Below are 20,507 nucleotides of genomic sequence, written 5' to 3' on the forward strand. Positions count from 1 at the left end.
TATTATAAATAAAATGATTATTCAGTTTTTTTCTTATTGATTTCACCAGCATACTTTGCTGCTAAAGAAGCACAATATCCAATGATTTGCTGGCAGTTTTTCTTCCTTTCTCTGCTTTCAAAATCACCATGTGGTGCTGAAAGTTCTTTGCAAATCAATGTTCCATAATGGTTCTCAATTTCATTAACCATATCAGCAAAAGGAGCATAAACCTCTTTAAGTTCTTGTGCTCTCTCTGCAGGTGTTTCTTTTTCAAAAGGATTCTTTCTTCCTTTAATAGAACCTAATGATAATACAGCACCTGTTACAGCACCACAGGTATTTCTCGTATGTCCCATGCCGCCTCCAAATCCAGAAGCAAGGCAAATGGTATCTGGTGATAAATCTGGTTGATACAAGTCTAAAATAGTGCGGTAAACACATTCTGAACAGTTTAAACCTTGTCTAAAATAATTTCTAGCAATAGTCTCAGCTTCAGTCATAACATCTTTAATGTCTTTTTTAATGTCTTTATTTTGTTTTATATCCATGAAAACGCCTCCTTACACTTCCAAGTTTGTAAATTAAATCATTAACTAATTATATCATGAATTGAAGTATAAGGAAGTATATTTCATTCATTATACTTATATATGCATAAGCCATAACAGTGCTTTACTAAATCTTTTTGTAATTTCAGTAAAATGACCTCCATTATTCCATTCCAGCATTATGTTTTGTGAAGACACAAGCTGTTTTGACAATATAGAAAAAGTCTTTTCAGTGCAATCTCCAACTTTAGCCATACGTTGATTTCTACTGCGTTCTTCACTTTTTCCAAGAGAAAGGTATACTTTTGTACTAGTATTTATAGGAGAATTACAACTCATGAATTCAATCCAACTATCATACCATAATGAACCAGATAAACTTCCTACTTTTCCGAAGGTTCCAAATAGGTAAAGGCTGTATAAAGTTGCAAGTCCACCTAAGGAATAGCCAATTAGTGTAGTATTTTCAGGTTCAGTTTTTGTTTTGTAGTGTGCGTCTATAAAAGGCTTGATAACATTAGTGAGGTTGCTTAGATATTCGTATGCACCTCCACTAAAGTCTTCATTATTTTTGGTTAAAGCTGGTGCAGGCCATGGAGAAAAATCATGATTCCAGTTTTTAGATTCAATACTTACAAGTATAAAAGTGCTGCAGTCCATATTAAAATGAGATTCTATAGAATTTAGTATTTCTTCTATATTATTATCTCCATTCATATATACAACAGGATAATTAATATCAAATGTATTGTAGTTAGGCGGAAGGTATAGTGAACAGTGATGCTCATTGATCCGATGGCTACCTACTGTAACACTCCCACTTTTATCAAAGCTGGAGCTAACGGTAGCTACGCCCCTGGATAATTCATCTAAACTTAGTGGGGGAAACAAATCTCCCACTAAGCAAGATTCATTGATATTTAAACTTTGTATAGTTCCTTTCATGTCTTCACCCCTTAGAATAATTTGGATTGATAATTATTAATTTACAGCAAATTATGGATAAGTACAAATTTTTTTGCTTATCCAGTAAGCAGATAAGTAGTTAAGGATTGACTCACACTGCAGAAAGAGAGTTATAAAAATTAAAAGTTTCTCCTTTCTTTTAAATTTTCTATTGTGCCTAATAGGAATGACGTTCCTTTGAGGTTTTCTCCAATTACTCGATTAGCATCTTGTTTTGCCAATGCTACCATATTAGATAAATATATCGATGCATAAAAATCTTGTGCTATTGCCATTGATGATTTCCTTTTTATAGATAATATTTTATGGTTATACCTACATTAAAATATGTATATAAATCCAAAGATATTAATAAAATTCAAGGATGCCTAAGTTTCAATAAGAATTCAGAAATAAAAGAAATTTGAAGTTTTATTGGCGGTATGAAAAAGGATTATAGCAGTGTTGAAAATTCATTTATATTTAATGAGAGCAACATGACTTTGGAAGGAAATATAAATAGACTAAAAATGATTAAAAGATCTATGTTTGACAGAGATAGTTTTGACTTTTTACCAAAGAAAGTATTGCTTAATTTATAAGAAGTCATCTGTGATTTGATGAATTCCATCAAATTTGAGGAAGAATCAATATTAATTGTAAACCAATAACTAAGGAAAGAAAGAAGAAATATATACATATATTTGTAAAAAAGGAGTATTTTGAAGATATGCAGAAAATTGAACTGTGTATGATAAATCTTAATTAAACTAACAAGAGAGCTGAGAAAGCTGGATTTTAGGATGCTTTTTAGAAAAAAATGTAAATGTAGGATATTTAAGTTAATCGATGTTTGGCAATAGAAATATTAACAGATTTTTTTATGGCTAATTATGTAAAAATACAATATATATGTTATTATATATATATGCCTTCAAATGGAAAAGCATCCAACTTTGGGCATTATGAGAGGTAAAGTAAGTTTGCTAGAAAATTAAAAGGTTGCTAAAATATTGTTGGTATTTGTGGCACAATTATACTGTTTATATTAGGAAATAGATAGTGATTTTTTAGATAGTGTTATATAGTTGATTTATATCAACATAAGTAAAGATTGATTTTAATAAATAAAAGTATGTGATATGAGGAACAACATGAAAAATAATTTGAATGATAAATTTACCAATATAATAAATTATAATGAAATTAAAAAACTTGATAATATGTACTGTGGAGATTGTGTTAGAGACGCAAGTAGTGGTATTCGAGGTTTCCTTTTTCAGGATTTGGTAGCATTAAATTATTTAGTAGATGAAAAAACAGAATACATATGTTCTGAATATTTAGAAGATGTTGATGTGTTTTGTAAGGATAGTATTATTAAAGTTATGCAAGTAAAGTATTATCCTAAAACATCACCAAATAGAGAGGAAATAATGGGAGATTTGTACTATCAATATCTTCGATTCAAAGTATTAAAAAGTACATTTAATCCTATGCCAGTTCTAGTAATACACAGAAGTGCCTATCCAAAGGAAACTACTTTCAAAGAAATGCAAGATAATATCGTGAGAGTTAAACGCTCAAATAAACCAGAAGAAATAGTAGATCCAGAGGATTGGTTGAAGAAAAAAGTTTATTGTTTTGAAAAAAAAGAAAAACAAAAAGAAGCATTATTTGAAAGAGCAGCATATGATAGTTCAATATATGATTTTTTAAATATATTTAGAATTATTCATGTTAAAGAATCAATAAAAGATTATAAAATGCAAGTGGCTAAAAAAATTGATTCATGCATAATAGATAAAGGTGAGTTTGAAGATGAAGATATACGACAACAAGTTTTACTTGGATTGTCAATGAATTTTATACAAAAGCGTTATGATGAAAATACTAAATCAGGTTTAGATGAATTTAAATGTAATAAAATTGAATTAATTAAGTATCTCAGCCAGCATCTAAAAATAAAGAGTGAGGAATGTATTACTGCTTATCTGGCAACTTTGGTGAATGAAAGCTTTATAGATATTGTAGAAGATAATATAGAATTGACGGATGAACAGATTTCAATGCTTGATGTTATTTATAAAAATACACAAGTATGGATTTGTAAGTTAGCCCAAAATGTTGATGGGCAGTATAAGTTACTAAATACTATTAGTTTTTATACAAAAGATAAGTTAACGCAGTTTAAAAAATTAGATGTAAATAGTAGATATAATAAAATTATCGCGCAGGAAGATAATATATTTTCGTTTTTGTACTATTTATGGAAAATTATGATGAATTTAAATACAGACTTATTAAAGAATACATTTAATCTGAACGTTGAAAGCTTAACCCCTGAATTTTACATTGATAATAGTGTTGGCGAATATATTAGTATGAAATTTAAAGGGGATACAGTGGATTCAAGTATAATTATTCCAGAGATAGCAGCAGGTCGAGAAAATAAAAAACATGATGATATTTATTCACGTATGTTTGAGGTAAAACCTAAAAAATGGTATATGTCAGGCTCTTTTGGAGGAAATTATGAATATACATTTAATGTCGCAGATACAGGAGACGGTACATCAGTTTTTGATGTGGGAAAAGATAGTTACAGAATTGAATGCATGGAATGCATAGAAATAGATAAAGGAAAGTGGTATAAGGCTGAAGAATGTTCGAAATGTATTTTTACTAATAATTGTGTTAAGGGGAAGGATTATTAAATGTTGTTAAAAGATATTTTTAGAAATCATGGGTATCGAAGTTTATTAGATAATAAAATAGCAGATAATTTGAATTTATTTATAGAAATATTTCAAGAGGATGAAGCATTTCCACAGGAACTAAAGGAAATATATATTAGTCAGAAAAATGATGAAGTGTTTTTTGTTTTAGATCCAATGAATCTTGATATTAGCCAAATGAGTGATTTTTGGAATCGAAAAATCAGCTCATTTCTTATATTCGGGTCAAATGATAAAGATATTTTAAATAAAATAAAATATAATATCACGCAAATAATACTCGATTATACAAAAATCGAAGATAAAAATTTGGAAAGTTCATTAACTATATCAAGAAAAATTTTTGTTCCTTGTTTAAAAGATAAAGACAACAATTATTATATTGAAGAAAAAGATGTCTTTCTTTTACCATTTATACTTGTAGAGCCAGGAGATTATCATCCAGATGAAAGTATGGTGAAAAAATTAAAGGAATGTTTGCCAACTGATTCAACACTAGATTTTCTTGATTTTAAGATAAAAAAAGTTAAAAAAATAAAAACTGATAATAGTATAAAAAAAAGTTTAGATGAAAATCAATTTAAAATGATTAGAGGATGGTTGGAAAAATGATTATAAGCTCTGTGATAATAGAAAATTTTAGAGGAGTTGAAGGGAAAAAAACTTTTGAATTTGAAAATAGAAATTTTATTCTTTTATCAGCCTCAAATGGAAAAGGAAAAACTACAGTTATTGATGCAATCGAATGGTGCTTAACTGGCGATATTGGTAGACTTTCAAGTTCATATGATATTAGAAGTACTAATAATGAAGAAAGAAAAAAAAATGTTGATGGGCTTTTGAAAAATAAGAATTGTTCAGATGATGTAGCAGTATCGGTTACTACGAAGGTTGAATTTGAAGGCTATAAATATTGTATTCAAAGGATACAAAAAAAAGATGTTTTAAAAGAAAATGAGAGCAGAGTGATTGTAAATGGAAATGAAAAAGATGCAAAGAAATTTCTTAGTCAGTTTGTTGATAAAAACTTTTATAATTATTATTTTTGTGATGTACAAAAGACATTTAATTTACTAAGCAAAAAGCGTGCAGATTTACCAGAATTATTTACAGAGTTTATTTCAGATTATTCAAGAGAAGAAACAATTGCACAAAATCTCAATGTATTTCAAGACGATATAGATAGAAAAATAGAAGAACTAGAATCAACAAAAACATCTGAAAAGGAAATAAGTTCTTATCATAAAATTTTAGAAAGATATACAAAGGCACCTGATATAGTACCGTATAATAAGGAAAAAATGTATGAAGGAGAAAAAATAGATTGCTCGGAAATGAATTTAGATGAAATGTCAGCACAATTAGATGTGCTATATAAATGTGGATATTGTAAAGTAAATGATATATTGAAAGAAGTTAATTTGAATGAAACCAATAAAAATTTCATTCAGCAATTAAAATATATGTTGGGCATTGTTGAAAAAAAAGGAGATAAGATAAATGAAGCTATAAAATTAGGATTTCAAAAGGGTTATAGTAAAATAACTGATATAGAAGTTGAAATTAATAAATTAAAAAAAATAGACCTAAAGACTACTAATTTTCAATTATATATTCAGACATTAATTAATCTTAAAAACCCCAAATTAACACAATCTGTATATGATAAAAAAAATGGCATTATACAGGAGTTAACGAAAAAAATAGAAAATCTAGATAAAGAAATAGGAACTTTATCGAAAGGAAATGCAATTATAGAATCACTTTCTACACTTGCAAGCAAGAAGGAAGGAGTTATTGAATATAGAGATAGAATTAAAAAAGATGGTGAAATAGCAAATTGTCCTCTATGTGGTTCGTCGACATTTGATAGTTTAGATGAAGAGAATGTTTTTAAAATAGCAAATGAATATATAGGTGAACATAATCAGTTAATTGTTGATAAGAAGAAAGAAAAAGAAAATATAATTAAAGTTAAAAACACTAATTTTGAAGATTTAATAAAAGTAGGAAATGAGATTATAAAAGTTCAAATTGATGTTCTTGAAAAAAATTATTGTTTATTTAATGATTTAAAAAATGAAACAGAAGAATTTTTAAAAAAAGCATTTGAAATTACAAAGAAAAATCCAAATAAATATACAATACAAAATCTTTCTTCGGAAGAGTTCCTGTTACTTGAACTTAATTTATTAAAAAATCAAGTTCAAGTAGAAGAGTTAGTCGAAAAAAAGAGAAAAGAATATCGTGAAATTTTAATGTTGTTAGGATATACTTACGGTGAAAATGAAAATGAAAATGTAACCTATGCTAGAGTAAGTTCATTAGTAAAAGAGTGTCCAAAAGTTATTAGATTTTCTATTGACATTTTAACTGGAAAAATTAATTCTTTAAGAAGTTTAATTTCAAATAATGAATATTTGATAATTCAAAAACAATTAAAGGACGCATTGACGAATAATAAAGTTATAAAACAAGAGGTAGAAAAATTAACTAAATTAAAGGTTAATGCACAAGAACGTGCAGAGAAGATCTTAAATATAGTGATGGAACTTAAGCGGAATGAATATGAAAAGGTTGGTCCTTTTTTACATAAATTTTATTGCAAACTATCAAGGGTAGAGTCTATTAAGGATATATCAGTTATTAATGATAGTGGTAAAATTTCTCTTCATGATGAAAAAGATAAGAGTCTTTTAAATGTATTAAGTAATGGCCAATTAAGCGTATTTATGCTTGCATATTTTTTGGGAGGGGCTGTTTCTAGAAATCAAAGTGATAAATTTAAAATATATTTTATTGATGATTTAACTGCTTGTATGGATGATATAAATATGTTAGCATTTATTGATTTTTTAAAATATTTATTAATTGAAAACAGTGGATTTATGGAACAAATATTTTTTGTTACATGTGATGATAGAGTACGTAGGTTGATTCAATATAAAATGAAAGGTGGAGGAATTGAATTTACAGAGTTAGGAGAAGGGGCGTTTGCATAATTTGCAGTCATTGACCATTTATGTAATAAGAAATAAATTTTTTCTAGACTTTTGGTAATGAGATGGCTATAATTCAGCTCGAGAGCGTCTATAATTTGTAAATGCTGGAACAAACAAAATCATGTAAAATAATCTCTCATTTGATATACTTTTAATAAAGTAAAGAAATGGAGGGTTTTATTTTGAAATCCACAATTTAAAAAAAGCTACAAGTTTTTCAAAGTAACTAAATTAGTTTTTTGGAGGTACTAATGGATAAAGTTACTCATGAAATGCGTTTAATTCAGAGGACAAATATTGTGCTACAGCCCGTTTATTATTCATTTATGTAGAACCTTTTTAAAAAAATAATGAATAAGTTAATCGTCTATATCTTATATTTTTACCAAGTATTATGTTTTGAGTATAATTATTTGATATAATATTAAGTAATAAAAATTATAATTATATAAGGTGGTGCTAAATATGAAGTGGGAAGAAGTAAAAAAAATTTATCCTAATCAATTTGTTAAACTTCAAATTTTAGAGTGGCACATGGAAGGAAATAAGAAATATATAGATGATATGGCTGTTATTAAGGTAATAGAAGATAATAAGGAAGCTACAAAAGAATTAGTAAGGTCAAAAGAAGATGTACTTGTCTATCATACAGGAAATGAAGATATTGTTCTTGAAGTTAGAAATATAAAAGGTTATAGAGGTATAATGTAATGAATATAGAGTTTAGAGACGGATTATTATTTACTTCTGTAGAAATTTTATATAAGGGCAATTCAAAACAGATAGATAATATTGTAATAGATACTGGAGCAGCAGAGTCTATAATTTCACCAGATATAGTCGACGATATAGGAATATATGCGGAATTAGGTGATAGAATTATATCTTTCTATGGCGTGGGAGGCAGTTTGCATAATTCTTTTATAAAAGTTATTAATAACATAAAAATAGGTTCACATAGTATTAAAAACTTGGAAATAGATTTTGGAATAATTGACACAAAGGGTGAGATTAATGGACTGCTAGGATTAGATATATTAATGAGAGCAGGGGCTAATATTGATTTGAAAAATTTAGTATTAGAACTTAGCGATGAATAGTTATTTGCCACTGACAAGAAAAAATATAATCAGCATAATTTTAAAAAGATAGTAAGTACCTTCTTCTAAGGCTTTGCTATCTTTTTTTATGACAATAATTCAAGCTGAGTAATTTCATCTTAAGTCAAATAAACTTAAGATGAAATTAAGATCATTTTAAATCCACCTTAAACTCATACATATACAATCTAACTGTAGTCAAATTTAGGAGACTAAAGGATTGATAATCCTTTAGCACAATATGAGGAATACAGGAGGAAATTTCTATGAATATAATGGAAGTTAGAGATGTAAAAAAAGAGTATGGTTCAAAAAATGGAGGAAGTAAATCAAATGCACTAAATGGAGTGAGCTTTTCTGTTCAAAAGGGTGAATTTCTTGGAATTATGGGGCCTTCAGGAGCAGGTAAGTCCACATTGTTAAATGTAATATCAACCATTGATAGTCCAACATCAGGAACAATTACGCTTGGAGGAAAAAGTTTTTTAAAGCTTAATGAAGATGAATTATCAATGTTTAGAAGAAAGCAGCTTGGATTTATTTTTCAAGACTACAATCTTCTTGATACTTTAACCTTAAAAGAAAATATTATTTTACCACTTTCTTTATCTAAGGTAAATGTGGCGTCCATGGAAGAAAAATTAAAAAAAATTAGTGAAATCTTGAATATTGGAAACATATTAGGAAAATATCCTTATGAAGTTTCAGGAGGTCAGAAGCAAAGAGCTGCAGCTGCAAGAGCTATAATAACTGATCCAGAAATAGTCTTTGCAGATGAGCCTACAGGAGCACTGGATTCAAAATCTTCAACAGAGCTTTTAAATAACCTTTCTTTATTAAATAAGGATAATGAAGCAACAATTGTTATGGTAACTCATGATGCATTTGCAGCAAGTTACTGTGACAGAATTATATTTATAAAGGATGGAATGCTTGATACTGAGATTGAGAAAACAGGAAGTAGAAAAGATTTCTACAATGAAATATTAAGAACCCTTTCTATTGTAGGAGGTACTGAAAGTGAGCTTGCTTAATCTTGGAATAAACAATGTTAAACACAATTTTAAAAGTTATGTTTCTTATTTTATTAGTACTGCATTTTCTGTTTTCATACTTTTTGTGTTTTTTTCTATTTATTTCAATAAGCAAATGGAAAGTTATAGTAGTGGAAGGTTAAAATTATATACTGTATTTAAAGTTGCTTCAATTATAGTAATAATTTTTTCAGCTCTTTTTATTTGGTATGCTAACAGTTTTTTTATAAAAAGTAGAAAAAAGGAAATGGCTATATATTCCATTGTTGGCATGAAAAAAAGAGAAATAGGAGTTCTCTTATTTTGTGAAAATATGTTTCTTGGAGTATTAGCAATAATTATAGGGGTACCATTAGGTGCTATAGCTTCAAAATTTCTTTTTCAGCTTCTTGTTAATATGATGAAAACTAGTGTTGTTGCATACTTTACTTTAGACATAAGGGCAGTAATTGCTACAACTATAATATTTATGGCTTTATTCGTATTTAATTCAATTAAGGCGTATAGGGTAATATATAAATTTAGCCTTATTGAACTTTTACACGCAGACAAGGAAGCTGAAAAGGTGCCTGAAGGTTCAAAAGTAAAGGCACTAATATCTATCGTTATGATTTTGCTTGGATATTTTATTGCTTCCACTAAAATTCTTCAAGGTGGAAGTAAAATGATGTATTTTGCAATTCTTGTATTGATATTGGTAATTTCAGGAACATATATTTTGTTTAATAATTTTATTATAGTAATGCTTAATAAGCTTAAAAAAAATAAAAAATTGTATTATAAAGGAGAAAATCTTATAAGCATTTCTCAGATACTATATAGGATAAAAGCAAATTCTAACATTCTTGCCACTATAGCGATAGTGTCAGCGGTTGCACTTACTGCAATAGGTTTCACATTTAGTTTTTATACAACTTTGCAAAAAACGCCTTCGTATATATCACCTTTTTCATTAATGTATAAAGGTGGAGATGAAGATTTAAACAATAAAGTAGAACAAATAATAAATAAGCACGGTGAAGTAAAGGTTACTCACAAGTCAGATATAGAACTGATTAATGTGAAATCACTTACGTCAAAGTATAAGGGACCTTATGGTGTGGATTTAAAGGCACCTTTTGATGCATATATAATGTCTAAAAGTGAATATAACGAAATTATGAATAATTCGGAAATGAGCAGGACTAATTCCGTTGATGGCTTTCAGGTAGTTAAAGGTTTAAACTTTACAAATGATAATCAGTGCTTTTTTATTGAGGTTACTAATGAAAGTCAACATGGAAGGCTTAAAGGAGAGAAAGTCAGTGTTCAAGACATTAGTAATAAATTTAATTTAAATATTGTAGATTCTGATGGTAAGGGTGTTGTGGGAAAAAATTTTGCAAAAACCATGATTGTTGTTACAGATAATACGTTCAATAAATTACTTAATAGCAATAAAGATAATACTACTAAAATAAGAGGATATATGTTAGATAATCCTCTAAATTCTGAGAAGCTTGTTTCTGAATTAAGTCATGTAATTACTAAGGATAGATACTTTGATTCATTCTATGATGCCTATAGTATTTCTTATAGATTATATGGATGTTATGTGTTTATTGGTGCGTTTCTTGGAATTTTATTTATACTTTCAACAGGTAGTATACTTTACTATAAACAACTTATGGAAGCATATGAGGATAAGGAAAGATACAGTATATTGAAAAAAATAGGTGTTAGTAAGAAGGAAAAAAGACATACTGTTGTTAAGCAACTTGCACTAATATTTGGATTGCCTGTTTTAGTGAGTTTGTTTCACAGTATTGCAGCTTTATATATATTTATTGCCTATGCCAGCGAAGCTAAAATTATCGTAGAATGTGTTGGGGGAGTAGTATTAGTTTATATTGCAATTTATTTATGCTATTATATGATTTCGGTTAAATCATATATGAAAATCATCAAGTGATTCTTATATTCATATGGAGTTTCATACAAAGAATGGTGGGGGTAGCAATGGGATAGAAAGTGCTTAAAAGCAGAAAGTAACTAGACACCATATCTTTAAATATAATAGGAGGTACTGAAAGTGACACTATTTAATCTTGGAATAAACAATGTTAAACACAATTTTAAAAATTATGTTTCTTATTTTATAAGTACATTAACTTCAATTTTCATTCTCATGATATTTTATTCTATGTATTATAGTAAACAAATACATTCATTTAGTTCAGATAAAGTTAAGGTTGGAGCTATTTTTAAAGCGGCAGCTTTTGTAGTTATAATATTTTCAGCCATTTTCATAGGTTATGCTAATAGCTTTTTTATAAAAAATAAAAAGAAAGAAGTTGCTATTTATTCAATGCTTGGTATGAAGAAGAAAGAAATAGGAACACTGATGTTCTTTGAAAATATCTTTCTAGGGATATTAGCCTTAATTGTTGGTGTACCCTTAGGAGCATTTACCTCCAGGTTCTTCTTAAAAATACTTAATGTATGCATGAAATCAAACAAGCCTATACAGTATACTTTTGATATTAGATCTATATTAATGACAATTCTTGTTTTTATGATTATATTTTTGTTAAACTCCATAAAAGCTTACAGGATAATATATAAGTTTAGACTTATAGAGCTTATACATGCGGCTAAGGAAGGAGAGAAGAAACCTAAATTTTCTAAGGTTCTAGCATTATTATCATTAATAATGGTGATTAGCGGATATATTGGTGTATTAAAAATGAATTTGGAGTCTGGTGGAGCCCAAATGCTGTACAAAGGTCTCCTTATAACGCTGCTTGTTATTGCAGGAACTTATATATTGTTCAACAATTTCATAATTTATATCTTTAAGCTATTTGAGAAAAATAAAAAAGCTTATTATAAGGGAGAAAATCTAATAGGAGTATCTCAAATAATCTACAGAATTAAAGGAAATTCTAATCTTCTGGCAACTATAGCGGTTGTATCTGCTGTTGCTATTACCGCATTATGTTTTACATTTAGTCTTAATTTGACACTTGATAAAATTGCACCAAGTGGATGTCCTTTTTCAATAATGTATCAAAGCGGCAGTGAAGGATTAAATAAAAAAGTTGAAGCTGTTATTAATAATCATAAAGAAATTAAAACAACTTATAAAACAGATATTGTAATGATAAATGGAAGTGGGCTTACACAAAAATATAAGGGTCCATTTGAGAAAGATTTAAAGGCTCCTTTTGATATGTTTATAATGTCTGCATCTGAATACAAGGATATTGTAAATAATTCAGGTTTTAATGATGGTACAGATGTTGTTGATAGAGCTAAGGACATTAAAATTAACAAAGAAAATCAATGCTTTTTCATTGAAGTAAGTAATTCACTTGAAGCAAGAGGAAGACTTGCGGGTGATGAACTTAATGCAACTATTGGAGGGAAAGCCTATAAAGTTGATATCTCCGACTCAAGTAAGAAATGCGTTTTAGGAGTTAAATTTCAAAAAACAACTATAGTAGTACCAGATACATTTTTTAATAAGCTTTTAAATGATAATAAAAATAATACAACTGTTATAAGAGCATATAATTTTGATAATGTATTAAAAAGTGGAAGTGTTGTTGCAGAAGTTTCACAAATGATGCCAAAAGGCAGAATTTTTTCTTCTTACTATGACATGTATACTGAGGTTCATACTTTGTATGGAAGCTATGTGTTTATAGGTGCATTCCTAGGTATTCTCTTTGTTGTTTCCACTGGAAGTATAATGTATTATAAGCAATTAACAGAAGCCTATGAAGATAAGAATAGATACTCTGTACTTTCAAAAATAGGTTTAACTAAAAAAGAGACTTTAAGAATTATATCAAAGCAATTGGGATTCATTTTTGTAATGCCACTTCTATTTGGTATTCTTCATAGTATATTTCCACTTATAGCCTATATGAAATATCTCTGCGGCTTTTCAATAACACAGCTGGAATGGATGGGTATGACAATGGGAGTATATGCAGTAATTTATTTATGTTTTTATCTTCTTTCTGTTAAATCTTATATGAAAATTATAACAAAAAATGTTGTATACTAAATATATAATTTAAAAATTAGATTCCAAGTTAATAGAATGCTTGGAATCTAATGATATAAAGAGGTGTTTTGGGAGTGAATTTAGTAAACAATGCAGATAAAAAAATATTACTTATAGATGATGAAGAAGATATAACAGACTTAATAGAAGATATTTTGTTAAAGGAAGGCTTTAAGAATATCAAAAAAGCTCACTGTGGTTTAGATGGTATAAAGATATGTGAGGATGAAAAGCCTGATATAGTAGTGCTGGATATAATGCTTCCAGATATTGATGGAATAGAGGTATGCAAAAAAATAAGGCAGTTTTCTTACTGTCCAATTTTATTTTTATCTGCAAAGAATAGTGATGTTGATAAAATCGTTGGGTTGAGCATGGGTGGAGATGATTATGTTACTAAACCTTTTAGTCCAAAGGAAATTGCCTTTCGTATTAAGGCACAGTTTAGGAGACAGCAGTATGATGGTATAAAGGAAGTAAGTGATAATAAAAATGAGAATATAAAAATTAGTAACATTAATATTGATAAGCTGCACAGCCAGGTATATAAAGAGGATATAGAGGTAAAGCTTACAGCAAAAGAATACAAGCTTCTTTTATACTTAGCAGAAAACTCTAACAAAATAGTTAATAAGGAAAGATTATGTGAAGTAGTATGGGGAGATGATTATATTGGATATGATAATACAATTTCTGTTCACATAAGACATTTAAGAGAAAAGCTTGAGAAGAATCCTTCTAAACCAGAAATTATAGTTACTGTAATAGGACTTGGGTACAAGCTTGTAAAAGGGAATGAATAGAATGAAAAAATCAGGATATAAAATAATATTTAACTTATATTTTAAATTTTTTATTGGTCTTCTTATTTTAATTTCAATTTTTATGGGAATAGTATTGTATATATTAAATGTTAATATGTATAGTGAAAACAGTTATGCTAACTGGAGCAGCTGGCCTGGATACTTTACATCAAATTTCTATAAAAAAATTAGTTTTGAAGAAGGCAAACCAAGGCTTACAGATTCAGCAGTAAGTCAATTGAAGGAGTACAAGCTTTCTTTTCAAATTGTTGATAAAAATGGAGATGCAGCGTTAGAATATAATGAACCTAAAGGAGCTTTAAAACACTATTCTCCAATAGATATAGTTCAATTGTACAAAAATGGATACAGTTCAGGGAATTATACTATGTTCGTTGGAAGTGTTAATAACAGAGGAGAAAAATGGACGTATATTATAGGTTTTCCTGCGAAAATATCGAAAATTACTATGTATGTGAATTATGATAAGTTTTCGAAGATTAAGTTTATTATATTAAGTTTATTTATATTACTTATACTTCTTGTTGCAGTTTATGGTATATGGATGAATCATATATTATCTAATATAACAACAGGTATAAAAAGACTTGCTTCAAATGATTATATTCCTATGAAGGAAGAAGGAATGTATAAGAATGTGATTTACAGCCTTAATATTTTAGATAGTAAACTTAAAGCTAGTGAGGAAGAGAGAAAAAGAAATCAAACTTTGAGAGAAGAATGGATAGCTAATATTTCTCACGATTTAAAAACTCCATTATCACCAATAAAAGGATATGCAGAAATATTAACTGATTCTAAATATGATGTTAGCCTTTTAGATGTAAAAAAGTATGGAGAAGTAATACTTAGAAATGCAGAAAATGTGGAGGATATAGTTGAAAATTTGAATTTTACATATCAATTAAAAAATGGAATGCTTCCTATAAATCGCAGTGAGGAAAATTTAGTGCGTTTGTTAAAGGAAGTAATTATAAACATATTGAACCATCCTAAATATGAAGAAAGAAATATTATCTTTAATTGTATAGAAGACAGGATAAACTTTAATTTTGATAATACACTTTTGAGAAGAGCTTTTACAAATTTGCTATATAATTCAGTAATTCATAATGCTCCAGATACTATAATAAAAGTTTCTGTAAGACAAGAGGACAAAATATATATAACCATAGAGGATAATGGAAAGGGTATGTCAGAAGAAGAAGTGAAAAAGCTTTTTGAAAGATATTATAGGGGTACAAAAAGTTCGGTAAGTGTTAAAGGTTCAGGTCTTGGAATGGCAATTGCAAAGCAAATAATAGAGGCACATGGTGGAAAAATTAATGTTAAAAGCAAACAGAATTTCGGTACATGCATACAGATTGAGTTGTAAGCTGATTAAAAATATGAATGAAGGATCATGATTGTATGATTCTTCATTCATTTCAAGTAAGGTTTATAGGATTATTTTATTACCCAGTTAAGATTGGCTTTATGTTCAACATATTCAACTATTGTACCGTCAAAATGTTTTACAGTCATATTCATTCCTGAGGGTACTATTTTTAAATCTCTAATAATAGCAGCACCATTATTTAATAAAAATTCTTTAAATTCAGTAATAGAGTCAACTAAAAATGTTGCTTGAGTGTCTTTAAATGGCTTTAATGCTTCATCAGAACCACTTATTATTAAAATATTTCCAACTGTAGCTAATTCTAAGCTTGCTTCAGAATATTTAAATATATTGCTGCATTTTTCATTTAAGATTTTTTCATAAAACTTTATTGCTTTTTCCATGTCATTTACATAGAAACGATTTAAAACTTTTTTTATTTCCATTTGTAATCATACTCCTTTTCAAAATTGATTTCTGATTTATAAGCTACTATAATATTATGGTAATAGATGTAATCATTCAAGTACGTACTTTTTTATTAGATACTAACAAAAATAGTACTATTGAGGAGGAAAGAGGTTTTAATGGGAAGAATATTAAAAAATCCCCAGTCTAATAAATCATGTCCAATAGCAACAGTACAATATTTGATTTCTGGAAAATGATAATATTATTTCATTTAAGTCAAAAAACAAGGAGATTTAATGAACTTCAAAGATTATGCAAACAGATTTCTCAACCAATTCTCGCGAAACAGTTAAGGAAACTTGAAGATGATGGAATGGTTCATAGAGAAATTTATAAGGAAGTACCTCCAAGAGTAGAATATTCATTAACAGAAATGGGACATTCTTTTGTTCCTGTATTGAAAACTATGGGGGAGTGGGGGAAAGTTTATATAAATTCTATGGAAGAAAATGAGTAATCATTTTCAGAGGACATTCACTGGCCTCTCAAAAAAGTTGTGTCGCAATGTGCTCATATTAAGTAAAAATTTTATATGTGCGAAAGTTGAGTTATTAAATTTATAATAGTATTTATAGTATAATGGTACTAGAAGGAAGTGATATTATATGAGAATTTTAGTTGTAATTCCATTAAGTGAATATGAAAAACAAAAACTTAAATCAAAGATGCCAGAAGCGGAGTATATTTTTATATCAACTAGAGAAATTAGTGATGAAATTGTAAAAAGCGCTGATATAATTATTGGAAATGTTCCTCCAGAATACATAAAGGGAAGTAAAAAGCTTAAATGGCTTCAGTTAAACAGTGCAGGTACTGATGGATATTGCGAAGCTGGTGTAATTCCTGAAGGAGCATACCTTACAAATGCATCAGGTGCCTATGGTCTTGCAATATCTGAACATATGCTTGGTATGTTATTTGAAATTAAAAAGAAGTTGAATTTATATTATATGAATCAGAAAAAACATATATGGAAGGATGAAGGAAATGTTACCTCAATAGAAGGAAGTACAACATTAGTTGTAGGTCTTGGTGATATTGGAGGGGACTTTGCTAGGAAAATGAAAGCACTTGGAAGTTATACCATAGGAGTGAAGAGAACCAAAGGACAAAAGCCAGAATATATTGATGAATTGTATACAATGGAAGCTTTGGATGAACTTTTGCCTAAAGCTGATGTAGTGGCTTTAAGTGTTCCTGGGACAAAGGATACTCACCATTTGTTTAATAAAGATAAATTTAATTTAATGAGAAAAGATGCAATCATTCTTAATGTGGGAAGAGGAAGCTGTATATGTACTGAAGATTTGTGTGATGCTCTTGAAAATGGAATCATTAGTGGGGCAGGTCTTGATGTAACAGAACCAGAACCGCTGCCACCTGAACATAGATTATGGGATGCGCCAGGGGTTGTTATTACTCCTCATATATCAGGATTTTTTCATCTTCCAGAAACTTTAAGAAGAATTGTTAACATAAGTATTGAAAATCTTGAATATTTTAAAAATCAGCAGCCATTGAAGAATATAGTGGATTTTAAAACTGGTTACAGAGTTAATAAGAAAAAAGTTTAATAGAAGTATATTAAATTATTTATAAAGTCATAAGTAAAAGATATTAATAAATATAATGCTGAATAGAGTGATAATGGTATTTATAACTGTTTATCACTTTTTTATTATAGTAAAATGACTCAAAAAGAGATCTTACATCTGAATTTTTTGAAGATTTTATATCAGATGCTAAATTGTTAAGGATTTTTTGAAAAATTAATACCTTTCAATTTAAGCAAATTTATTAATGAATTTGCAGTGTAGTATAAGTTAGAAAAACTTGGATTGCTATCATATTCAGTGTGCATAGAGGATTTAGAACTTACTTTCTGAACTTTATCCTCAGAAGAATCTGAATTAGGAGACGAACTTGTACGTGTACTTGTAATATATAATTGAGGGTTTGAAAGGGCATTTATCTGATAAGCTTGATTATAATAGCTATAATTATAGTAATTAGAAGAAATGTTCATAATTTTACCTCCAAAATTCCATTTATTTTCTATATTAATTGAAAATTTTGCATGTACGAAAGTTGAGTTATGATATAATATAAAGGATTATATAAAAAATATATTATTGGAAATATGAGGTTATGCAATAAATACAAAATAATATACAATAAGATTAAGGGGTTAGATTTATGAAGTTTTCAACATATGATTTTATTTCCATGTCAGAGGATAGAGTTAATGAGGATATTGCCTATGCAGAGAATAATTATGGCTGGGTTATAGATGGTGCAACAGGACTTAACAAAACTAATCTGACAGGTTCTAAAGGTGATGTGTATTGGTTTGTTAATGAATGGAATAATTATCTTAAAGACAATATTTTAGATAAATCAAAAGATATTAAAGAAATTGTTTCTAAAGGAATGGATTTTATAGGTAATAAATTTAATAAAATTTCTTCAACAAAATATCCTGATAAAGTTGATTTGTCAGCTGCTTCTATAGCTATAATTAGAATTAACAATAATAAAGTAGAATACTTTTTACTTGGAGATTGTACACTTATAGTTGAGAATAATAATGGAAAGTCAAGTATTATTAAACAGATGTTGCTTGATAAACTAGATAATATAGCTAAAGCTGAAATGAACAAGTTAATGTTGAATGAAGGAATAAGTTTTATTGAGGCTAGACAGAGAATAAATCCACTGCTTATTAAACATAGATTGCTTAAAAATACTCCAGAAGGTTACTGGACATTAGGATTTGATAAAAATGCAGTAGAAAATTCCCTTTATGGGTATTTGGATTTGGAAGAATGTAAAAAGGCTTTATTAATGTCAGATGGGTTTTCAGCAATTTTTGATAATTACAAATATATGCAGGCTGATGACCTTATTTCAATTATTGAAAAACAAGGATTGCATCAAGTATATAAGACTATAAGACTCATTGAAAATGAGGATGCAGATGTAGTGAAATTTCCTAGATTTAAAAAAAGTGATGACTCATCTGCAGTGATATTTTTGCAATAAGTTCAAGTAGTATTGCGCTACAAAATAAAACTTTAATATTTAAACTGAACTCATACATTTTTAAGGGAAGCTAGTAGCTTCCCTTGCTTTGCTTTTTTAGATAGAAAGATTTGTTGTCTATAGCCCTCATTGTAGCTAAAATGCCATCAAGATGATCATATTCATGCTGTATCAATTCTGATAGATTGCCTTCAAACTTTATTGTTCTGTCTATAAAGTCTATATCTTTATACATAACAGTACATTCCTTATAACGGTTAACTTTTACTAAAAGATTTGGAAAGGACATGCAGTCATCCATTACTTCCATGATTTCCTTGTTGTCAAATTTTAATATAGGATTAATAAAAACTATAGGCTTATCAATATACATATATATTAATCTTTTAAATACACCAATTTGTGGAGCAGCAATTGCTCTTCCCGCATTATATTTTTTGCGAAAGTCAATTAAAGTATCATGCAAATCTAAAACAGTTCCTTTTATTGAATCTAGTTCTTCCTTTTGAACAAGTAAGCTTTTTTTATACAAAGCATCATTTCCAAGTAACAGTATTTCTTTTAACATAATATAACCTCCCTATTAATACTTTTGATTTAGTCTTCTATATCAACATATATTCTCTTATTGATTTTTCCTTTGCTTTTATAATCTACTATTTTTATTTTTCCAACTTCAGAAGTATTTTTTACATGAGTTCCTCCATCTGCTTGAAGATCTAATCCCTCAATTTCAACTGTTCTTATTTGTTTAATTCCTTCTGGCAAAAGATTTATTTTTGTTCTTATTAAGTCAGGAATTTTTAAGGCTTCTTCCCTTTCTAAAATATTTACCTTAATATCTCTTTTGCATTGTACTTCTTTGTTAACCTTCTCTTCAATTTCCTCTACTAATGCCTTATCAAAGTTTTGAAACTCAAAGTCCATTCTTCCTTTAAGACAATCCATATCTCCACCAGTTACCTGTGCTTTATAATCTCTCCATACAACACCACATAGAATATGCATAGCTGTATGAGTTCTCATTAATTTATACCTGTGATCCCAATCTATTTTTCCTGTGCATATTTCATTAACTTCAGGAAGTTTTCCATCAATATAGTGATATACATCATTTCCTTTTTTCTTAACTTTTTTAACAACATACTTATTTACATCCGTTTTTAATACTCCAACATCACAAGGTTGACCACCTCCCCCTATATAAAATGCTGTTTTATCCAAAATAACGGCATTTTCAGCCTCATCTGTACTAATAACTTTACATTCAAATTCCTTTATGTAACTGTCTTTTTGAAATATTAATTCAGTCATTTATCATTCCTCCTAAAATTTGTTTAATATCATTAAATTAAAGTTTGCAACTATGTTTTTAAGAATATGCTATCC

General features: G+C 28.3%; 21 protein-coding genes. 14 read left to right on the forward strand and 7 right to left on the reverse strand.

What is annotated here, in order from left to right:
* Positions 1–17: 17 nt before the first annotated feature.
* The 3 genes from Ccar_RS05655 to Ccar_RS26690 all read right to left on the reverse strand — a co-directional run bounded on the left by Ccar_RS05655 (position 18) and on the right by Ccar_RS26690 (position 1,771).
* A complete protein-coding gene (locus Ccar_RS05655; RefSeq protein WP_048029976.1) occupies positions 18–530 on the reverse strand; it encodes a C-GCAxxG-C-C family protein in 513 nt (170 codons plus the stop codon).
* Between the two features lie 96 nt (positions 531–626).
* Positions 627–1,475 (reverse strand): alpha/beta hydrolase, encoded by an 849-nt coding sequence (locus Ccar_RS05660; RefSeq protein ID WP_007059661.1) that lies wholly within the window; start codon positions 1,473–1,475, stop codon positions 627–629.
* A gap of 140 nt (positions 1,476–1,615) precedes the next feature.
* Complete coding sequence (locus tag Ccar_RS26690) at positions 1,616–1,771, reverse strand: hypothetical protein (RefSeq protein ID WP_007059660.1); 156 nt, start codon at positions 1,769–1,771, stop codon at positions 1,616–1,618.
* A 147-nt stretch (positions 1,772–1,918) separates the two neighbouring features.
* On the opposite strand from Ccar_RS26690, the gene Ccar_RS26695 reads away from it, so the two are divergent.
* The 11 genes from Ccar_RS26695 (at position 1,919) to Ccar_RS05710 (ending at position 15,602) form a co-directional block, all read left to right on the forward strand.
* On the forward strand, positions 1,919–2,077 hold the full coding sequence (locus tag Ccar_RS26695; RefSeq protein WP_156184559.1) for a hypothetical protein: 159 nt from the start codon (positions 1,919–1,921) through the stop codon (positions 2,075–2,077).
* 552 nt (positions 2,078–2,629) lie between these two features.
* Positions 2,630–4,192, forward strand: a complete 1,563-nt coding sequence (locus Ccar_RS05665; RefSeq protein WP_007059659.1) for a hypothetical protein — start codon at positions 2,630–2,632, stop codon at positions 4,190–4,192.
* Entirely contained in the window at positions 4,193–4,825 is a 633-nt protein-coding gene (locus Ccar_RS05670; RefSeq protein ID WP_007059658.1) for a hypothetical protein, read from the forward strand.
* The gene (locus Ccar_RS05675) at positions 4,822–7,215 is read left to right on the forward strand and encodes an AAA family ATPase (protein WP_048029978.1); all 2,394 of its coding nucleotides are present in this window, start codon (positions 4,822–4,824) and stop codon (positions 7,213–7,215) included. The genes Ccar_RS05670 and Ccar_RS05675 overlap by 4 nt, the downstream gene beginning before the upstream one ends.
* A gap of 465 nt (positions 7,216–7,680) precedes the next feature.
* A complete protein-coding gene (locus tag Ccar_RS05680; protein ID WP_007059653.1) occupies positions 7,681–7,926 on the forward strand; it encodes a hypothetical protein in 246 nt (81 codons plus the stop codon).
* Positions 7,926–8,315 (forward strand): retropepsin-like aspartic protease, encoded by a 390-nt coding sequence (locus Ccar_RS05685; protein WP_007059652.1) that lies wholly within the window; start codon positions 7,926–7,928, stop codon positions 8,313–8,315. The genes Ccar_RS05680 and Ccar_RS05685 overlap by 1 nt, the downstream gene beginning before the upstream one ends.
* 266 nt (positions 8,316–8,581) lie before the next feature.
* Entirely contained in the window at positions 8,582–9,349 is a 768-nt protein-coding gene (locus Ccar_RS05690) for an ABC transporter ATP-binding protein (RefSeq protein ID WP_007059651.1), read from the forward strand.
* Entirely contained in the window at positions 9,336–11,300 is a 1,965-nt protein-coding gene (locus Ccar_RS05695) for an FtsX-like permease family protein (protein WP_048029980.1), read from the forward strand. The genes Ccar_RS05690 and Ccar_RS05695 overlap by 14 nt, the downstream gene beginning before the upstream one ends.
* A 120-nt stretch (positions 11,301–11,420) precedes the next feature.
* Entirely contained in the window at positions 11,421–13,403 is a 1,983-nt protein-coding gene (locus Ccar_RS05700) for an FtsX-like permease family protein (protein ID WP_007059649.1), read from the forward strand.
* A 74-nt stretch (positions 13,404–13,477) separates the two neighbouring features.
* Complete coding sequence (locus Ccar_RS05705) at positions 13,478–14,206, forward strand: response regulator transcription factor (RefSeq protein WP_007059648.1); 729 nt, start codon at positions 13,478–13,480, stop codon at positions 14,204–14,206.
* Position 14,207: 1 nt separating this feature from the next.
* Positions 14,208–15,602: a sensor histidine kinase gene (locus tag Ccar_RS05710; RefSeq protein WP_048029981.1), complete on the forward strand. Its 1,395-nt coding sequence runs from the start codon at positions 14,208–14,210 to the stop codon at positions 15,600–15,602.
* Between the two features lie 71 nt (positions 15,603–15,673).
* Here the strand turns inward: Ccar_RS05710 and Ccar_RS05715 are convergent, their stop codons facing one another.
* A complete protein-coding gene (locus Ccar_RS05715) occupies positions 15,674–16,051 on the reverse strand; it encodes a VOC family protein (RefSeq protein ID WP_007059645.1) in 378 nt (125 codons plus the stop codon).
* Positions 16,052–16,269: 218 nt separating this feature from the next.
* Here Ccar_RS05715 and Ccar_RS05720 point away from each other — a divergent pair, with 218 nt between their 5' ends.
* Positions 16,270–16,533, forward strand: coding sequence for a winged helix-turn-helix transcriptional regulator (locus tag Ccar_RS05720; RefSeq protein ID WP_007059644.1), 264 nt, complete (start codon positions 16,270–16,272; stop codon positions 16,531–16,533).
* A 148-nt stretch (positions 16,534–16,681) separates the two neighbouring features.
* Positions 16,682–17,650, forward strand: coding sequence for a D-2-hydroxyacid dehydrogenase (locus tag Ccar_RS05725; RefSeq protein WP_007059643.1), 969 nt, complete (start codon positions 16,682–16,684; stop codon positions 17,648–17,650).
* A 176-nt stretch (positions 17,651–17,826) separates the two neighbouring features.
* Here the strand turns inward: Ccar_RS05725 and Ccar_RS05730 are convergent, their stop codons facing one another.
* Positions 17,827–18,102, reverse strand: a complete 276-nt coding sequence (locus Ccar_RS05730) for a hypothetical protein (RefSeq protein WP_007059642.1) — start codon at positions 18,100–18,102, stop codon at positions 17,827–17,829.
* A 170-nt stretch (positions 18,103–18,272) separates the two neighbouring features.
* On the opposite strand from Ccar_RS05730, the gene Ccar_RS05735 reads away from it, so the two are divergent.
* On the forward strand, positions 18,273–19,118 hold the full coding sequence (locus Ccar_RS05735) for a protein phosphatase 2C domain-containing protein (RefSeq protein WP_007059641.1): 846 nt from the start codon (positions 18,273–18,275) through the stop codon (positions 19,116–19,118).
* 70 nt (positions 19,119–19,188) lie between these two features.
* On the opposite strand, the gene Ccar_RS05740 is transcribed toward Ccar_RS05735, so the two are convergent.
* Both Ccar_RS05740 and Ccar_RS05745 read right to left on the reverse strand, forming a co-directional pair.
* The gene (locus Ccar_RS05740; RefSeq protein ID WP_007059640.1) at positions 19,189–19,686 is read right to left on the reverse strand and encodes a peptide deformylase; all 498 of its coding nucleotides are present in this window, start codon (positions 19,684–19,686) and stop codon (positions 19,189–19,191) included.
* Between the two features lie 29 nt (positions 19,687–19,715).
* Positions 19,716–20,432 carry an alanyl-tRNA editing protein gene (locus Ccar_RS05745; RefSeq protein ID WP_007059639.1) on the reverse strand — a complete coding sequence of 239 codons (717 nt, stop codon included), beginning with the start codon at positions 20,430–20,432 and terminating at the stop codon, positions 19,716–19,718.
* Between the last annotated feature and the right edge of the window lie 75 nt (positions 20,433–20,507).

The organism is Clostridium carboxidivorans P7 (genome assembly GCF_001038625.1).
Taxonomy (GTDB): Bacteria; Bacillota; Clostridia; order Clostridiales; family Clostridiaceae; genus Clostridium_AM; species Clostridium_AM carboxidivorans.

Bases quoted from the DNA above. Each gene is read 5' to 3' on its own strand.
- Ccar_RS05745 (WP_007059639.1), bottom strand. From the start codon at position 20,432: ATGACTGAATTAATATTTCAAAAAGACAGTTACATAAAGGAATTTGAA.
- Ccar_RS26695 (WP_156184559.1), top strand. From the start codon at position 1,919: ATGAAAAAGGATTATAGCAGTGTTGAAAATTCATTTATATTTAATGAG.
- Ccar_RS05720 (WP_007059644.1), top strand. From the start codon at position 16,270: ATGATAATATTATTTCATTTAAGTCAAAAAACAAGGAGATTTAATGAA.
- Ccar_RS05670 (WP_007059658.1), top strand. From the start codon at position 4,193: ATGTTGTTAAAAGATATTTTTAGAAATCATGGGTATCGAAGTTTATTA.
- Ccar_RS05735 (WP_007059641.1), top strand. From the start codon at position 18,273: ATGAAGTTTTCAACATATGATTTTATTTCCATGTCAGAGGATAGAGTT.
- Ccar_RS05655 (WP_048029976.1), bottom strand. From the start codon at position 530: ATGGATATAAAACAAAATAAAGACATTAAAAAAGACATTAAAGATGTT.
- Ccar_RS05675 (WP_048029978.1), top strand. From the start codon at position 4,822: ATGATTATAAGCTCTGTGATAATAGAAAATTTTAGAGGAGTTGAAGGG.
- Ccar_RS05685 (WP_007059652.1), top strand. From the start codon at position 7,926: ATGAATATAGAGTTTAGAGACGGATTATTATTTACTTCTGTAGAAATT.
- Ccar_RS05740 (WP_007059640.1), bottom strand. From the start codon at position 19,686: ATGTTAAAAGAAATACTGTTACTTGGAAATGATGCTTTGTATAAAAAA.
- Ccar_RS05710 (WP_048029981.1), top strand. From the start codon at position 14,208: ATGAAAAAATCAGGATATAAAATAATATTTAACTTATATTTTAAATTT.
- Ccar_RS05715 (WP_007059645.1), bottom strand. From the start codon at position 16,051: ATGGAAATAAAAAAAGTTTTAAATCGTTTCTATGTAAATGACATGGAA.
- Ccar_RS05680 (WP_007059653.1), top strand. From the start codon at position 7,681: ATGAAGTGGGAAGAAGTAAAAAAAATTTATCCTAATCAATTTGTTAAA.
- Ccar_RS05665 (WP_007059659.1), top strand. From the start codon at position 2,630: ATGAAAAATAATTTGAATGATAAATTTACCAATATAATAAATTATAAT.
- Ccar_RS05690 (WP_007059651.1), top strand. From the start codon at position 8,582: ATGAATATAATGGAAGTTAGAGATGTAAAAAAAGAGTATGGTTCAAAA.
- Ccar_RS05725 (WP_007059643.1), top strand. From the start codon at position 16,682: ATGAGAATTTTAGTTGTAATTCCATTAAGTGAATATGAAAAACAAAAA.
- Ccar_RS26690 (WP_007059660.1), bottom strand. From the start codon at position 1,771: ATGGCAATAGCACAAGATTTTTATGCATCGATATATTTATCTAATATG.
- Ccar_RS05730 (WP_007059642.1), bottom strand. From the start codon at position 18,102: ATGAACATTTCTTCTAATTACTATAATTATAGCTATTATAATCAAGCT.
- Ccar_RS05660 (WP_007059661.1), bottom strand. From the start codon at position 1,475: ATGAAAGGAACTATACAAAGTTTAAATATCAATGAATCTTGCTTAGTG.